This is a genomic window from Nocardia jinanensis (assembly GCF_014645735.1).
GTDB classification, from domain to species: Bacteria; Actinomycetota; Actinomycetes; order Mycobacteriales; family Mycobacteriaceae; genus Nocardia; species Nocardia jinanensis.
Genome location: NZ_BMMH01000007.1, coordinates 29,327 through 44,597, shown reverse-complemented (window position 1 = coordinate 44,597; position 15,271 = coordinate 29,327). Strand labels below are relative to the sequence as shown.

Genomic DNA, 15,271 nt, shown 5'->3' with positions numbered 1-15,271 from the left:
TTCGGCGAGCAGGCGGAGTTCGAGCCGCCGGGTCCGGCGGGCTGCCGTGCTGGAGCACGGGCCGGATCCGGCGCGAGTAAAACGATAATCTCCCTTTTTGAGAATACTATTCTCGCAGGATGGATGCCGCAATACCCTGCCGGATCAAATGTTTCCGGATCTTGCCGCTGGGGGTGCGCGGGAACTCCGCGGCCTCGAACAACCGCTCCGGGAACTTCTGCCGCGCCACTCCGGCCCGCTCGAAGAAGGCCCGCACCGCCGCCCGGGAGGGGAGCTCACAGCCGGGCCGCATACGCAGCACCGCGCCCACCACCTCCCCGAAGCGCTCGTCGGGCAGGGCCCGGGTCACCGGACCCCACCTCGAACAGGTCGGTCGGACATATCGGTCCACCCCTTCCGCGCCGGCGCGGTGCTCGGCACCCGTATCGGGCACCTACGCGAGCGCGTCGGAGTCCGTACCGCCGACTGGTGAAAATTGAATTCTCTGACAACGCGAACGATTAATTCGCTCCGACACTCGACCGCCTGGATACCGATATCGGTCGCCAACTGCCGATATGCCGTACGAGCCCGTGTTGATCAATTGACCAGGCTTCTTCCGAAACCTTGCCGCCGAGCCCACGGGTAGAGTACCGTTCTCGTATGCGAAAACGAAGTTCTTTCGCATACGAGAACAGCCGTATGTCCGGAGCCGGTACCCGGCGGTGCCGGGTCGACACCGAAACGGGTCCGCGGCCGGATCGACGCGCGGCATTCGCCGCGTACCTGTCCCGTGCCGCGCACCGCCACCGGCGGACCGGCACACCGGGCAGGTGACTCCCGGAAACAGATCGAAAGGGAATGCTGTGGGACGTGTTGAGGGCAAAGTCGCATTCATCACGGGCGCCGCGCGCGGTCAGGGCCGTAGCCATGCCGTCCGACTGGCGGAGGAAGGCGCGGACATCATCGCTGTCGACCTCTGCCAGAACATGTCGACCATCGGATACCCGCTGGCCACGCCCGAAGACCTCGAGGAAACCGTGCGCCTGGTCGAGAAGACCGGCCGCCGTATCGTCGCGACCCAGACCGACGTCCGTGACGCCGTCGCCCTGAAAGCGGCGCTGGACGCGGGCGTCGCGGAGTTCGGCAAACTCGATATCGTCATCGCCCAGGCGGGCGTCGCGGGTATGAAGGGCCAGCCGGATATCCAGGCGTGGACCGATGTCATCAATACGAACCTGGTGGGCACCATCAACGCCATCCAGGCCGCACTCCCGCATCTCGGCGAAGGCGCGTCCATCGTGGCCACCGGCTCGACCGCGGCGATGGTCGACACCAGCAAGGTCGACAATCCCGGCTCGGATCTCGGCGGTATGGCCTATGTGCATTCCAAGCGAGCGCTGTCCTACTACGTCTTCGATATCGCCCGGCACCTCTCGCCGCGAGGTATCCGCGCCAACGTGGTGCACCCCACCAACTGCAATACCGATATGTTGCAGAGCGAGCCGATGTACCGGTCGTTCCGGCCGGATCTGGAGAACCCGACCCGCGCCGACGCGGAACCGGCCTTCTACGTCCAGCAGGCCATGAAGACCCCGTGGATCGAGCCGGTCGATATCTCCAACGCCATCCTGTTCCTCGTCTCCGACGAAGCTCGCTTCGTCACCGGTATGCAGCTGCGGGTCGACGCCGGCGGCTACCTGAAGTGGTACGACCACAAACTCTGACCCCGCCCGGCCACGCCGGTGCGGGCGGCGCGCGAACGCAGGCGATCGATGCGCACGCCGCCGCACCGGTGGCGGATCGGCACCCGACTCCCGGAGCGGCGCAGAGTTCCGGGCCCCCGGCGAAGGTTCGCCGCACCCAGTGAGCAGCAGAGGGACTACAGATCGTGACTTCGACGGATAACGACCAGCGCAAGCAGAACCGCTACCACTTCGATCGGCACACCCCCGAATACCGGGAGAAGTTCGCCGAGATCACCCACGAGATGCATACGAAGTGCCCGGTGGCGTGGTCGGATACCTACAACGGGCACTGGGTCGCCGCCGGCGGCAACGCGGTCTTCGAACTCGCCCGCTGCCCCGAGGTGTCGGTCGACCACGACGTACACAACGAACGCCGTGGGTACCAGGGCATCTCGATTCCGAAGGCACAACGCGCCGCGATGGTCCGCGGCGGCATGCTGGAAATGGACGAGCCCGAACACCGCACCTACCGCTCGGTTCTCAATCCGTATCTGTCACCCGCCGCGGTGAAACGCTGGCAGCCGTTCATCGATGAGATCGTCCGGGCCGGCCTGGACGAGAAGATCGAAACGGGCCGGATCGATTTCGTGGACGATCTGGCCAATATCGTCCCCGCGGTCCTGACCCTGGCCATGCTGGGGATCCCGCTGAAGAAATGGTCGGTGTACAGCGATCCGGTACACGCCTCGGTGTACACCCCGGAGAACTCCCCCGACGCCCCCCGGGTCGCCGAAATGCACCGGACCATGGGTATCGATATCCTGACGAGCCTCCATGAGGCAAAGACCGAGCCGCGTCCCGGTCTGATCAAAGCGCTCACCGAACTGCGGATCGACGGCGAGCCGGCACCCGATATGGAACTGCTCGGGATGATCGGTCTCCTCATCGGCGGTGGCTTCGACACCACCACCGCGCTCACCGCGCACTCCCTGGAGTGGCTTTCGGACAACCCGGACCAGCGCGACGAGCTCAGCCGCGACCGCGACGATCTGCTCGATCCCGCCACCGAGGAGTTCTTGCGTTTCTTCACACCCGCCCCAGGTGACGGACGCACCATCGCCGACGACTGCACCTACCAGAGCACCGAATTCAAAGAGGGCGAACGGCTGTGGTTGTCCTGGGCCATGGCCAATCGCGATCAGAGTATCTTCCCCGATGCCGACGAGATCATCATGGACCGTAAGGGCAACCGGCACTTCAGCTTCGGGCTGGGCGTCCACCGGTGCATCGGCTCGAATGTGGCGCGCACGGTGTTCAAATCCATGCTGCTCGCGGTCCTGGATCGGATGCCCGACTACAAATGTGATCCGGCGGGCACGGTGCACTACGACACGATCGGTGTCATCCAGGGGATGCGCAATCTGCCGGCCACCTTCACCCCCGGTAAACGGCTGGGCCCCAGTCTGGACGAGACCCTGGAACATCTGCAGCGGATCTGCGACGAGCAGGGCCTTGCGGCGCCGGTGACCGAGCGGCCCGACGCCGCAGTGATCGACTTCGAGTACTGACCGAGAAGGGCCGGCCGATACCGCGGGGTTCGGCCGGCCCTTCCCTCTCCGACGAGGAACCGCGATGAAGGACCTGCCCGACGGCACTCGCACTCCGGTGATCGACACCAGCGTGCACATCTTCTTCCGCTCCAACGACGATATGCGCTCCCACCTGAACGAACCGTTCAAGAGCCGTGGTATCCCGGACGCGGAAATGGACTGGTACGGCGCGCCCGGCGGCGAATACGTGAAGGGCGCCCGGGGACCGCACCGCGGCTATCCGGGTTCGGATCCGGAGTTCGTGGGGCAGCAACTCTTCGAGGAGCGCGGCGTGGACGTGGCCGTCCTGCATCCGATGACCCGCGGAATCCTGCCGGATCGCCATCTCACCACCGCGGTCCTCTCGGCCCACAACGATATGATGGTGTCGCGCTGGCTGGACAGTGGCACCTACCACGATCGCTTCCGCGGCACCCTGCGGGTCAATCCCGAGGATCTGAGCGGTGCGCTGCGCGAGATCGGCCGGCTCGGTGACCATCCGCGCATCGTGCAACTCGGGATCCCGCTGCAATCGCGCGAACTGTACGGCAAACCGCAGTTCTGGCCGCTGTGGGAAGCAGCCGAGGCGGCGAATCTACCGGTCGCCGCGCATATCGAGACCGGGGAGAGTATCGGTCTGCCGCCGACCCCGTCCGGGCATCCCCGCACCTATGAGCAGTACTACGGGTTCATGGGGCTGAACTACATCTACCACCTGATGAATATGATCGCTGAGGGCGTCTTCGAGCGGTATCCGGGCCTGAAATTCGTCTGGGCCGACGGCGGCGCCGATCTGCTGACCCCGTTCACCTGGCGGATGGACACCTTCGGCCGGCCACATCTCGAACAGACCCCGTGGGCGCCCCGGATGCCGAGCGACTACCTGCCGGGACATGTGTACTTCGTGCACGCGACGATCGACGGGCCCGGCGATGCGCCCTACGCCGCCGAATGGCTGGACTTCACCGGCAAGGACGACATGGTGATGTTCGGATCCAGTTATCCGCACTGGCACAGCGGCGATACCGGCACGCTGCCCGCCGCACTCACCGCGCAGCAGCGCGAAAAACTCTATTGGCGTAACGCCGCAAGCTTGTACAGCATCGATATCGACGCGGTCACCGCGGTCGGCTGATGCAGCGGGTGCGGGCGGCCGATGCCGCGACAGTGCTACTCGAGGAGGCGTGATGATGCGATACCTCCGCCTTCGCTACGGCCTCCGCCGATCAGATGCAGCCCCTACGAAGGAGGCATGTTGACCACAGCACAGGTACGGGCGCGAGTACCGGCTACGGAACTGGTTCCGGTACGGGTCGTCGATTCCGATGTCCATCCGGTCCCCCGCCGGGGTGATCTGGTGGACCATATCCCGGAACCGTGGCGTACTTCGTTCTTCCTCGGTCACCGCGTCGGCGACACCATCATCTACGACGCGCCGGACTACGCCCATTCCAAGGCGATGCGGGTGGACACCTTCCCCGCGAACGGCGAATTCCCCGGTAGCGACCCGGATATGGCCTTCCGGCAACTCATCATGGAGGCCGGCTCGGATATCGTCATCCTCGAGCCCACAGTGAAGGCGACCCGGCTACCCGAGGCGACCGCCGCGATGGCGACAGCCGTGAACCGGTGGCTCGACGCGCAATGGCTGGACGCGCACAACAACTGGCATCAGCGCTGGCGCGGTTCGATCTGTGTGGCCATCGACGATCCGCAGGCCGCGGTCGCCGAGATCGAACACTGGGCCGGGCACACCTATATGTCGCAGATCCTCATCAAGGCCGAACCCCGGCCCTGCTGGGGTGACCCTCGCTACGACCCGATCTGGGCCGCCGCGGTGAAACACGGTCTGCCGGTGAGCTGTCATCTGAGCCGGGGCGCCTACGAGACCATGCCCATGCCGCCGGTCGGCTTCCCCAGCTACAACCACGATTTCATGGTCACCTACTCCCTGCTCGCGGCGAACCAGATCATGAGCCTGATCTTCGACGGGGTCTTCGATCGGTTCCCGGCGTTGCGCATCGTCTTCGTGGAACACGCGTTCACCTGGATCCTGCCGCTCATGTGGCGGATGGACGCGATATACGCGGCACGCGGATCGTTCATGTCGATTACGCGCAAACCGTCGGAGTACGTCAAAGAGCACATCAAGTTCACCACCCAGCCGCTCGACTACCCGGAGGACAAGACCGAGCTCACCCGGGCATTCGAATGGATGGAAGCGGACAAGATCCTGCTCTACTCCTCGGATTACCCGCACTGGACCTTCGACGACCCCCGCTGGTTGGTGAAACATCTCCCGCCCACGGCCCGGGAGAAGGTTATGTTCCGCAACGGTATCGAGACCTACCACCTGCCGGAAACCGTGCCGGCCCTGCCCGGGCAGATACGGGTCCACTGATGGCGGAGGGAATCGAGACACCCGACGCCGGGCCCGCACCCGAGGCTCCGGCGGCGAGCGTGCCACGGCCGGTCGGCGGGGACGTTCCGCGCCTCGCGCAAGGCCGCGAACACGTGGTGGCCACCGTGGACGAGATCCCGCCGGGCTCGTCGAAGGTGGTGCCGATCGGCCGCCACGGGGTCGGTGTGTACAACGTGAACGGCACCTTCTACGCCATCGCGAACTACTGTCCGCACGAGGGCGGCCCGCTGTGCGCGGGCCGTGCCCGCGGCCGCACCGTCGTCGACGAATCGGTGCCGGGCGATTCGGTGATGGTGCGCGACAACGAGTTCATCTACTGCCCGTGGCACCAGTGGGGTTTCGAACTGGCCACCGGCACCACCGCGGTGAAACCCGAATGGAGTATCCGTACCTATCCGGTGCGCGTGGTAGGCGACGACGTACTGGTCACCGCCTGATCCGGCACATCCGGAAAGCAAGACGACCCGGCCGGTCCGAGACGCCGGCCGCGGGAGTGCCCGCCCGGTCCTCTCCCCGAATCCCCCTCCAGGAGTGTGTAATGCCCGCGGTAACGGTGAACGGCGGCCGAGTCGTCTACGAGATACTCGGCGATACCGGTGATCTCATCGTGCTCACCCCCGGCGGCCGCTACAGCAAAGATATTCCCGGGCTCCGGCCCCTGGCCGAGGCACTGGTCGCCGGCGGCCACCGGGTGCTGCTGTGGGATCGGCCCAACTGCGGTGCCTCCGACGTCCAGTTCTTCGGGCAGACCGAATCGCATATGCGCGCCGAGACCTTGTCCGGGCTGCTGGCCGAGCTCGATACCGGTCCGGTGATCCTGGCCGGCGGCTCCGGCGGCGCCCGGGATTCGATGCTCACCACCATGCTGTATCCGGAGCTGGTCACCGATCTCGTGCTGTGGAATATCGTCGGCGGGGTCTACGGCACCTTCAATCTGGGCGCCTACTACGTTCTGCCCAGCCTGCAGACCGTGCGGGCGCTGGGGGTCGAGGGGCTGCTCCGGATGAAAGAGTGGCGGGAACGCATCGCGGAGAACCCGGACAACGAGCAGCGGCTGCGGGATCTGGACTCGGCGGATTTCGTGAAACTGTCGCTGCGCTGGCTCAACGCCTATGTACCGAAACCGGGGCAGACGATTCCCGGCGTCGACGACGACATGTTCGAACGTATCCAGGTGCCCACGCTGATCATTCGCGGCGGCGCCAAGGATATGGACCATCCCAAACGCACTTCGCTCGAGGTGAGCTGCCTGATCGAGGGGTCGACGCTGATCGATCCGCCGTGGCCGGAGGACGCCTGGGAACGCGCGATGCAGGATCGCGCCCAGGGCCGGGTGCAGCAGTACAACATGTTCGATACCTGGGTGCTGGCCGCGCCGGAGATCCTGAAGTTCCTGGGCGAGCGATGACCGGGCCGCCCGCGCCCTCAGACCGCCGAGATCCGGACCTCGCAGTTGGTCGACGCTTCCAGCGCGGTGTGTATCCGGCTCTCCGGTACCCGCTCCAGATCGGCTTCGCGCAAGCGAACCTGCAGAATGTCGTAGCCCTCGGTGCCCGGCACCCGGATGATTTCCCCGGTGAGCCCGAATCCCGCGAGGACCCCGTGGGCGTCGGCATCGGTGCCACGGCTCACATAGGTGATCACCCCCGGGGTGGGCGCTGTGCCGAACGCACGCCCGCACGACGCGAGCACCCGCTCGGTATCGGCCCCAGCGTCGGCGGTGTTCAGCAGTACCTGGACCTCTCGCCGGGCGCGCGGTGCGGCGGCGAGGTCACGGTCCGATACTTGCGCACCCGACGCGGCCAGGATCCGGATCAACTCGGCCATCCCCTGGGCCAGCGATTCGGCGGAGAGTTCTCCGGCCGGGTCCACATTCACCCGCAGCACCGCAGTTCGCATGCGGATCAGCCTAACGGGCGCAGTGGGGCGAGGCCTACCCGAAGTCCACGCACGGCCCCGGCGACGGCGGAGGTCGCACCCGATACGAGCGGCCGGATGCCGCGTCCACTCAGGAGGGACGATGCAGCACATCTTCTCGTCGGCCGGGGGCCTCACGGTGGTCCCGTACCCCGGTAGCGATCCACGCCTACTCCTCACCGGCGGTGGGGTGGAAACGGCCTACGAGTACCGCGACCGCGGCGGCTATCGCCCGGTCGGATCGGTGGCCGGGCTGGCGGACGAGGTCGAGCGCAGCGGGTTGCGCGGCCGGGGCGGGGCCGGGTTCCCGTTCGCCGTGAAGGTGAGCGGTGTCCGCGGTGGTAGCCGGGTGGGCGCCGGCGCGCCGGCGGGGTGGACCGATACGGTGATCGTGGCCAACGGCGAGGAGGGCGAGCCCGCTTCGTTCAAGGACCGCTGGCTGCTGCGCCACCGCCCACATCTGGTGCTCGACGGTCTTCGGCTGGCGGCCGCGCTGGTGCGTTCGCGGCGGGCCTACGTCTACGTATCGGATCCGGAATCCGCCCGGTGTGTCGATTCCGCGTTGGAGGAACTCGGCGGCGGGCTGCCCGACGGACCGGAGATCACCGTGGTGCGGGTCGAACCCGGGTATGTCGCCGGCGAGGAGACCGCGGCCGTGCAGGCCATCAACGGTGGCCCGGCCAAACCCACCGATAAACCGCCGCGTCCTTTCGAAGCCGGTGTCGCGGGGCTGCCGACCCTGGTCAGCAATGTGGAGACATTGGCCAATCTGCCGTTCCTGGACCGCTGGGGTGCCGATACATACCGGGCCGCCGGTACCGCGCTCTCCCCCGGAACGTTCCTGGCCACGGTCACCGCCGCGGGGCGCGCGCCCGCACTCTACGAACTGCCGCACGGACTTCCGTTCGCCGATCTCCTCGCGCTGCACGGTATCGCGGCGAGCGGCCTGCGCGGCGCCCTGATCGGCGGCTACTTCACGGGCCTGCTCGACCGGACGGTTCTGGATCTCACGCTGGACCACGAGACACTGCGCCGGGCAGGAGCGGGCCTGGGGTGCGGGGCGATCGCCCTCATCACCGAGGAATGCCCGGTGGCGGTGGCCGCCGGGGTCCTGAACTATTTCGACCGGGAGAACGCCGGTCAGTGCGGGTCCTGTTTCAACGGAACCGCGGCCATGGCGGCGGCGGCCGGGGCACTTGCCGACGGCCGGGCCGGCGGGGACGACCTGCGACGGTTGCGCCGCTGGTCGACGGTGCTGCGCGGGCGCGGGGCCTGCGGCACCCTGGATGCCGCCTGCAATACCGCGGCGAGTCTGCTGGACCGCTTCCCGCGGGAGGTCACCGCACATCTCGGCAGCCGGTGCCCGGACTGCGCGGCGGGGCCCGCTACCGACCATGCCCCCTACCGGGTGGCGACGGAGGTGTTGCGGTGAAGATCAAACTGGACCGCACACTCTGCGACGGGTTCGGCATCTGTGCCAAGCACGCGCCCGAGCATTTCCCCCTCGACGACTGGGGTTACGCCTCGCTGGCCGGCGGTCCGGCCATCGCATCCACCGACGAGGGCGCGGTGACCCGCGCGCTGCTCGACTGCCCGGTACACGCCATCACCGTGCTGCCCGACTCGAACCGGATGAACGGCGAGCCCGCCGCGACGGCGGACGAGGCGCGTCCCCAATCCCTGTAACCGCGAAAGGCGCTGGTACTCCGAGGAGTACCAGCGCCTTCCGGTCGGGTCGTATCGCTAGCCCACCCGATGCCAGCCGCAGGGCATACCGCAGGTGACATGCGTTTCGCTGGTGGTACCGCCGTCGGCGTAGGTTCGCACGGTGGCGGAGGCCTCGGCGGGATATCCACAGCGCGGGCAAGTGGAGAAATAGTCCAGGACGGGATAGACCGTGACGAGCACGGGTTCGTCCGCGCGCATACCGGGCGGCAGCGGGATCGCCTCCCCGGCAGTGTTGCTCAGACGGGATCGAACGACGAGATCAGCCATGAGTCCTCTACCTTCGACAGGGTCACGCGGACGCTGCTCGCCGCCAGCGCGGGATCCGGTTTTTCGGCACTGGTGGTCGTCTGGTTGATGAACAGCAGCGCGACCGCCGAATCGGAATGAACTTCGGACACCGCCGACCGCACGATCGTCGCCGTCGTCTTCACCGACTTCTCCTTGGCGGCGGGTGCGATGACCTTTTCGGTGAACTGGTTGTAGTACGTGCGGAAGTCACCGGTCATCCGGGATTTCGCGGCCGCGAAATCGTTGTCCAGCGACTCCGGTGAATACGAGAGCAGCGCGACGGTGCCCTCGGTCGCCGCCGAGAGGACCTCGTTCTTCACCGCATCGCCCTGATCGTCCGGGCGGTGCTGGAAGGCCAGCAGCGAGGCGGCGACGGCCACCGCGACCGCGGCCACCAGGGTGAGCAGCAGCGATTCCGGGGAGCGCCGGACGGTACGGCGGAAGCTGGGGATTCTCACGGCACGAACTCCACTTTCGACATCTTGAGATCCGGACCGTCCCGGGTGACGGTGACACTCAACCGCCACACCCGCGGCTCCTGCTGCGCTCCGGCCGAATTGGTGATCCGGGAGACGGCCGAAACGAGTACCACCGCCGATTCGTCGGTCATGGATTCGACGGCGGACGCGGTGATCTCACCCTGGGTAGCGACCTGGGACTGTTCGACGACCTTGGTGAAATCTTCGGCCCGGGTCTGGAAATCGGTGCGGAAGGCACCGGTGGATCGATCGAGCACCCGCTGCACATCGTCGGCGGCGCGCCCGGAATCCATACTGGTCAGCGCCAGGACACCCTGCCGCGCGGCGCCGAGATACTCGTCCGAGCGGGCTTGCTGTACGCCGATCTGATGGTGGTTCCAGATCGAGAATCCGCTGACCGCCATGGCGGCGACCACGACCACCGCTGCCGCGACCCGGCCCAGGCTGCGACCACGCGGGCGACGCACCGCTCGCGGCGGCAATCGGCGGACCATCCGTAGGAAGCGGACCTGTTTCGGGTCGCCGGGCTTCTCCGGCGAGATGCCGGGGCCGACTCCCGCATCGGCCGAATCCGTCGCGGCGGTATCGGACCCCGCACGCTCCGAATCGGTGCCGGTCCCGGCCCGCTCCGAATCGGTTTCGGCCGCTTTCGGCGGCTCGGAGTTCTCGTCCGGTTCGGCGGCGGGTGCAGTATCGTCCGCGATCTTCGACGAGGTTTCGGCTGCCGGCGCCGCGGCGTCCGGTTTCTCCGCCGCGGTGGCGCCGGAGCCGGGCGGTTCGCCCGACGTCCCGGCCTCCCGGCGTAACCGCGCCGCCCGGGCACGGGCGCGGGCGGCCGTCGCGGACGCCCGCGCGGCGACCGCTTCGGCCTCCGCGGCCGCCGCTTCGGCGTCGGCTTCCTCCGCCGCCAAGATCAGCGGGTCGGTGGTGGCCTGGATCATCTGTCCCACCTCGATCACTCGTCTGAATGGCACTGTCTCGCAGTCGCCCACAGCCCGCGCACGGCCGCAGCAAAGGCGGGGCGAGATGCCTAGTCGCTTGCGGGCAGCGGCTTTGCTTCCTTGATGGCCAGCGGTGTGGTGCCGACGCTGAGCGTGCCCGCACCGGCCTTGGTCACGAGAACTTCGGCGCCCTCGTCGTCGACATAGCGTTTACCGATGAGGTTGCCTGCCGCGAAACCCTCCTGCGGGCTGCTATCGGAAGCCGTCGCGCCGCCGTCGATGGGCACCATCGGCACCCCGCCCGCCCGGAGATCATCGAGGCTGTCGGCGGCCCGGACGATGATGACCTCGGTACTGCACACCTGGCTCCGTAGCCGGGTACCGGTTTTGACCATGAGCGTTTGTTCCTTTCAGGGCGGGCGCGGCTACGCGCCGGCGGTCTCGCGGGTCAGATCGGCGACGAGTTCGCGGCGCAGGATCTTCCCGGTGGGGGTCGCGGGGAGTTCGGGGCGGAACACCACACGATCCGGTGTCCGGGAGCCGCGCAATCCGGATCGCACGTAGGCGCGCAATTCCTCCGGATCGGGGATGCTGCCGGCATCCGCGGCTACCACCACCGCGACGATGATCTGTCCCCATTCGGCATCCTCGACACCCACCACCGCGACCTCGTGCACGGCCGGATGTTCGACCAGGACGTCCTCGATCTCGGCCGGGGCGATGTTCTCCCCGCCGCGGATGATGGTGTCGTCGCTGCGGCCGTGGATGAACAGGTATCCGCCGTCGTCCAGGACCGCCAGATCCTTGGTGGGGAACCAACCCTCGGCATCCAGCACCGAACCGATCCCGGTGTAGCGGCCCGAGACCTGAGGGCCGCGGACGAACAGTTCACCGGGCATCCCGGCGGGGAGGACGGTGCCGGCCTCGTCGCGTATCTGTACCTCGATCCCCGGTACCGGCTGTCCGACCGAGCCGAGCCGTTCGGCGACCGTGTCGTCGTCGGCGATCAGCGCGGCCCGGTGATCATCGGGCCCGAGCACCGCGATGGTGGAACTGGTCTCGGTGAGCCCGTAGGCGTTGACGAATCCGACCTCGGGCAGCAATTCGAGTGCGGTGCGCACCAGCGGCAGCCCCACCTTCGAGCCGCCGTAGGCCAGGGTGCGCAGGGTCGGTAGCCGCGATCCGCTCTGTTTCAGCCCGGTGACAATCCGGTCCAGCATGGTCGGTACCACCGTCGCCGTGGTGACCCGCTCGGTCTCCACCAGCCGGATCCATTCCTGCGGTTCGAAATTGCGCAGGTACACCATCTTCCGGCCCGCGTACAGGTTCGACAGCGCCGCGCCGACCCCGGCCACATGGTAGGGCGGTACGCAGATCAGGGAGACGTCCTCGGGGGCGGCGGAGGCGAATTCCACTGTGCCGGTGATGTAGCTGACCAGGTTGTTGTGGGAGAGCTCCACCGCTTTCGGCTGCGAGGTCGTCCCGGAGGTGAACAGCACCACCGCCGCGGCGTCGGGATCCGGTTCGGCACCGGCCGGTTCCGAAGTCCGGGCCCGATCCAGGAATTCCGCCGCGGTCCACAGCAGGTCTGCGGTACCGGCGACCGCGTGCGCGTAGGCGTCGTCGTGGACCACCAGTGGCGCGTCGATACGCCGCACCAGTTCGGCGAGTTTGTCGCCGCTCAGGCGATAGTTCAAGGGGGTGAACGGCACACCGGCCCGGGCCGAGGCGAAGATCAGCAGCGGCAGCAGCGCGCCCCCTGTACCCACATACGCGACACTGCGGGCGCCGGAGGCCGCGATCGCGCCCGCACCGCCGTGCGCCAGCGCATCCAGCTCCGCGCCGGTCCAGCGGGATTCACCGGATACGACGGCCACCCGGTCCGGGTCGGTCGACGCCGCCATATCCAGCAGTAGCGAAATACTCATGCGACTACTTCCTGAACGCCGAGCGCCACGTTCCCACGCTCAGCCAGTGGTGATATCGATATTCTCGAAAACCGAGAATATCATATCCGCAGCACCGCGACCCCGACTCGCCGACCGCGCGGTCTGCTCGGGCCGCTCGTCAGCGGGTTCCCGCAGACCCTTCCGCGTTCCCGAGCACACCGAAGGCGCAGAGGTTCCATACTTCGGCGGCGGTGATCGCATGCGACCCGTCGTCGGTGCGGGCGCCCTGAGCGACGAACATCACGGTCTGCAAGGTCATGGCGGCCATCCGGCGCGGCCGGGTATGCGTCCGGAGATGACCCGCGGCGGCCGCGTCATACATGAGATCGGCCAGCAATTCGAACAGCGAGGCATGCGCGACCTGGATCTCGATGGGATCCGACATCAGCAGTTGCGGCGCGTACTCGGTGAACAACGGACGGTGCGCGCCCGGATCCGGTCGGCAGAACTCGAACAGCAGCTCCACCGCGAGCCGCAGCCTGTCCAGCGGATCGTCGTCGTTACCGGTGGCTTCCCGGATCTGGCCCGCCACCTTGGCGATCGCCTCTTCGTAGAGAGCGAGCAGCAGTTCGTGTTTGCCGTCGAAGAGCAGATAGAAGCTGCGCAGCGACTGACCCGCGTAGTCGACCACCTCGTGCATGGTGAAATCGGTACTACCCCGCTCGGTGATCAACACCCGGGCGGCATCCAGGAAGCGCTGCACCTGGACGCTGCCGAACAGTTTCGTGGTGCGGACCGAACGTGCGTCGATCCGCTGCTGCAGGGTCAGCCCACTACCGGCACTCCGCATGGCGTACCTCCCATCACCACGGCGGCAACCACCGAGTGAACTTCGGCCCGGCTGGTCGCGCCACCTACGGAAACTAGAATATCCCGCTGAGAGAATGATATTCTCATATCTGGCTAAAGGGAGGTACATCGTGCAGCTGACTTTCGACGAGGACGTGGAACGGTTCCGCGCCGAGTTCATCGCATTCCTCGACGAGTATCTGCCGCCCGAGGCAACCGCGGTCGAACGGCCCCGCTCGAGCTCACATGTGCCGCAATGGGCCCGCGAATGGCAGTCGGTGCAGTTCGACCACGGCTGGCTGGTACCGGGCTATCCACCCGAATTCGGCGGCCGCAACGCCACGGTTCTGCAGCAGTACGTGCACCGCGAGGAACTGGGCAGGCGCCGGATCTACGAAAGCTGCAACCCGCAGGGTCAGGGCATCATCGCCGCATCCCTCATCACCTTCGGCACCCCCGAACAGCAGAAGAAGTGGGCGGTGCCGATCCTGCGCGGCGAGATGCCCGCGGCCCTCGGGATGAGCGAGCCCGGCGCCGGCTCGGATCTGGCCGGGTTGCGCACCCGCGCGGTCCGCGACGGCGGCCATTTCGTGGTCACCGGCCAGAAGGTGTGGACCTCGGGCGCGCACGACTCCGATGTCGTCCTGACCTTCGTTCGCACCGACCCCGCGGCTCCCAAGCACCGGGGTATCTCCGTCCTGCTGATTCCCACCGGCACCCCGGGGGTGCGGCGCCGCCCGTTCGCCTCGGCCTGCGCCGCCGACGATCTCGATTTCAACGAGGTGTTCTTCGAAGAAGCCCGGGTTCCGGCGGAGAACCTGGTCGGTGAACTGAACAAGGGCTGGACCGTGGCGAACGGCTCGCTCGGCCACGAACGCACGCTGCTGTGGATGAGTTTCGCCCAGCGGCTGCGCATGCTGGTCAAGGATTTCACCCCCCACACCGAATTGGACACCGATCGCTTCGCGACCACGGTGATGGATCTGCAGGCGCTGGAACTCCTGGGTTCGGCGGCGCTTGCGCGCGAACAGCGCGGCGAAACCGATGTGGCGGCGTTGTCGGTACTGAAACTGCTGGGTTCCGAGGCGGTACAGCAGGGTCTCGAAGCCGCCCTCGACGCCGCGGGCACCGACGGCCTGACCCATCCATCGGTCACCTCTCGGCACAACCTGCTCAACCTCGAGGATCACGCGCCGAGCTGGTTCGAACGGTATCTGCGCAGCTTCTCCGGCACGATCGCCGGCGGCACCTCCGAGATCCAGCGCAATATCATCGCCCAGCGAGTCCTCGGCCTACCCCGGAGCTCTGTTTAATGGCGGCGCCTTCGGCGCCGCGGGGGCGGGGCCCTATTAACCCCGGTTCTTCACTCCTTCGCTCAGTCGCTGCGCTCCTTCGCTACGTCGCTCCAGAACCGGGGCGGGCCCCGCCCACTGAGGTGGACCATCCGGAGAAGACAGAAGGACGGGAAAGCATCCGGATCCGGACATCCACGCTGGACGCAA

The 15,271-nt window shown here is 67.1% G+C and carries 17 protein-coding genes; 9 read left to right on the top strand and 8 right to left on the bottom strand.

The window, feature by feature from the left end:
* Positions 1 to 106 precede the first annotated feature (106 nt).
* Complete coding sequence (locus tag IEY68_RS17630) at positions 107 to 349, bottom strand: hypothetical protein (RefSeq protein ID WP_058853492.1); 243 nt, start codon at positions 347 to 349, stop codon at positions 107 to 109.
* Positions 350 to 845: 496 nt separating this feature from the next.
* Here IEY68_RS17630 and IEY68_RS17625 point away from each other — a divergent pair, with 496 nt between their 5' ends.
* From IEY68_RS17625 to IEY68_RS17600, 6 genes are all read left to right on the top strand, one after another.
* Positions 846 to 1,706 (top strand): mycofactocin-coupled SDR family oxidoreductase, encoded by an 861-nt coding sequence (locus IEY68_RS17625; protein WP_058853491.1) that lies wholly within the window; start codon positions 846 to 848, stop codon positions 1,704 to 1,706.
* 164 nt (positions 1,707 to 1,870) lie between these two features.
* Positions 1,871 to 3,235, top strand: a complete 1,365-nt coding sequence (locus IEY68_RS17620; protein ID WP_373292983.1) for a cytochrome P450 — start codon at positions 1,871 to 1,873, stop codon at positions 3,233 to 3,235.
* Between the two features lie 64 nt (positions 3,236 to 3,299).
* On the top strand, positions 3,300 to 4,391 hold the full coding sequence (locus tag IEY68_RS17615; protein WP_058853489.1) for an amidohydrolase family protein: 1,092 nt from the start codon (positions 3,300 to 3,302) through the stop codon (positions 4,389 to 4,391).
* Between the two features lie 117 nt (positions 4,392 to 4,508).
* Positions 4,509 to 5,657, top strand: coding sequence for an amidohydrolase family protein (locus IEY68_RS17610; RefSeq protein WP_058853488.1), 1,149 nt, complete (start codon positions 4,509 to 4,511; stop codon positions 5,655 to 5,657).
* On the top strand, positions 5,657 to 6,115 hold the full coding sequence (locus tag IEY68_RS17605) for a Rieske (2Fe-2S) protein (protein ID WP_229718847.1): 459 nt from the start codon (positions 5,657 to 5,659) through the stop codon (positions 6,113 to 6,115). Before IEY68_RS17610 ends, IEY68_RS17605 begins: the two co-directional genes overlap by 1 nt.
* 101 nt (positions 6,116 to 6,216) lie before the next feature.
* Positions 6,217 to 7,086, top strand: coding sequence for an alpha/beta fold hydrolase (locus IEY68_RS17600; RefSeq protein WP_058853487.1), 870 nt, complete (start codon positions 6,217 to 6,219; stop codon positions 7,084 to 7,086).
* Between the two features lie 17 nt (positions 7,087 to 7,103).
* Here the strand turns inward: IEY68_RS17600 and IEY68_RS17595 are convergent, their stop codons facing one another.
* A complete protein-coding gene (locus tag IEY68_RS17595) occupies positions 7,104 to 7,577 on the bottom strand; it encodes a hypothetical protein (protein WP_058853486.1) in 474 nt (157 codons plus the stop codon).
* A gap of 121 nt (positions 7,578 to 7,698) precedes the next feature.
* Between IEY68_RS17595 and IEY68_RS17590 the strand changes: the two genes are divergently transcribed.
* Together IEY68_RS17590 and IEY68_RS17585 are read left to right on the top strand one after the other, a co-directional pair.
* A complete protein-coding gene (locus tag IEY68_RS17590; protein ID WP_058853485.1) occupies positions 7,699 to 9,027 on the top strand; it encodes an NADH-ubiquinone oxidoreductase-F iron-sulfur binding region domain-containing protein in 1,329 nt (442 codons plus the stop codon).
* Positions 9,024 to 9,281, top strand: coding sequence for a ferredoxin (locus IEY68_RS17585; RefSeq protein WP_058853484.1), 258 nt, complete (start codon positions 9,024 to 9,026; stop codon positions 9,279 to 9,281). Before IEY68_RS17590 ends, IEY68_RS17585 begins: the two co-directional genes overlap by 4 nt.
* Positions 9,282 to 9,338: 57 nt before the next feature.
* Here the strand turns inward: IEY68_RS17585 and IEY68_RS17580 are convergent, their stop codons facing one another.
* From IEY68_RS17580 to IEY68_RS17555, 6 genes are all read right to left on the bottom strand, one after another.
* Entirely contained in the window at positions 9,339 to 9,590 is a 252-nt protein-coding gene (locus IEY68_RS17580) for a hypothetical protein (RefSeq protein WP_058853483.1), read from the bottom strand.
* Positions 9,560 to 10,069: a hypothetical protein gene (locus IEY68_RS17575; RefSeq protein ID WP_058853482.1), complete on the bottom strand. Its 510-nt coding sequence runs from the start codon at positions 10,067 to 10,069 to the stop codon at positions 9,560 to 9,562. Before IEY68_RS17575 ends, IEY68_RS17580 begins: the two co-directional genes overlap by 31 nt.
* Positions 10,066 to 11,031 carry an Rv1363c family protein gene (locus IEY68_RS17570; RefSeq protein WP_062998662.1) on the bottom strand — a complete coding sequence of 322 codons (966 nt, stop codon included), beginning with the start codon at positions 11,029 to 11,031 and terminating at the stop codon, positions 10,066 to 10,068. The genes IEY68_RS17575 and IEY68_RS17570 overlap by 4 nt, the downstream gene beginning before the upstream one ends.
* An 89-nt stretch (positions 11,032 to 11,120) precedes the next feature.
* Entirely contained in the window at positions 11,121 to 11,426 is a 306-nt protein-coding gene (locus tag IEY68_RS17565) for a hypothetical protein (RefSeq protein ID WP_058852925.1), read from the bottom strand.
* Between the two features lie 30 nt (positions 11,427 to 11,456).
* Positions 11,457 to 12,959 carry a class I adenylate-forming enzyme family protein gene (locus IEY68_RS17560; RefSeq protein WP_058852924.1) on the bottom strand — a complete coding sequence of 501 codons (1,503 nt, stop codon included), beginning with the start codon at positions 12,957 to 12,959 and terminating at the stop codon, positions 11,457 to 11,459.
* A gap of 139 nt (positions 12,960 to 13,098) precedes the next feature.
* The gene (locus IEY68_RS17555; RefSeq protein WP_058852923.1) at positions 13,099 to 13,770 is read right to left on the bottom strand and encodes a TetR/AcrR family transcriptional regulator; all 672 of its coding nucleotides are present in this window, start codon (positions 13,768 to 13,770) and stop codon (positions 13,099 to 13,101) included.
* Between the two features lie 130 nt (positions 13,771 to 13,900).
* Here IEY68_RS17555 and IEY68_RS17550 point away from each other — a divergent pair, with 130 nt between their 5' ends.
* Positions 13,901 to 15,082, top strand: a complete 1,182-nt coding sequence (locus tag IEY68_RS17550; RefSeq protein ID WP_058852922.1) for an acyl-CoA dehydrogenase family protein — start codon at positions 13,901 to 13,903, stop codon at positions 15,080 to 15,082.
* Positions 15,083 to 15,271: the final 189 nt, after the last annotated feature.

Bases quoted from the DNA above. Each gene is read 5' to 3' on its own strand.
- IEY68_RS17615 (WP_058853489.1), top strand. From the start codon at position 3,300: ATGAAGGACCTGCCCGACGGCACTCGCACTCCGGTGATCGACACCAGC.
- IEY68_RS17610 (WP_058853488.1), top strand. From the start codon at position 4,509: ATGTTGACCACAGCACAGGTACGGGCGCGAGTACCGGCTACGGAACTG.
- IEY68_RS17605 (WP_229718847.1), top strand. From the start codon at position 5,657: ATGGCGGAGGGAATCGAGACACCCGACGCCGGGCCCGCACCCGAGGCT.
- IEY68_RS17600 (WP_058853487.1), top strand. From the start codon at position 6,217: ATGCCCGCGGTAACGGTGAACGGCGGCCGAGTCGTCTACGAGATACTC.
- IEY68_RS17595 (WP_058853486.1), bottom strand. From the start codon at position 7,577: ATGCGAACTGCGGTGCTGCGGGTGAATGTGGACCCGGCCGGAGAACTC.
- IEY68_RS17590 (WP_058853485.1), top strand. From the start codon at position 7,699: ATGCAGCACATCTTCTCGTCGGCCGGGGGCCTCACGGTGGTCCCGTAC.
- IEY68_RS17580 (WP_058853483.1), bottom strand. From the start codon at position 9,590: ATGGCTGATCTCGTCGTTCGATCCCGTCTGAGCAACACTGCCGGGGAG.
- IEY68_RS17570 (WP_062998662.1), bottom strand. From the start codon at position 11,031: ATGATCCAGGCCACCACCGACCCGCTGATCTTGGCGGCGGAGGAAGCC.
- IEY68_RS17565 (WP_058852925.1), bottom strand. From the start codon at position 11,426: ATGGTCAAAACCGGTACCCGGCTACGGAGCCAGGTGTGCAGTACCGAG.
- IEY68_RS17560 (WP_058852924.1), bottom strand. From the start codon at position 12,959: ATGAGTATTTCGCTACTGCTGGATATGGCGGCGTCGACCGACCCGGAC.
- IEY68_RS17555 (WP_058852923.1), bottom strand. From the start codon at position 13,770: ATGCGGAGTGCCGGTAGTGGGCTGACCCTGCAGCAGCGGATCGACGCA.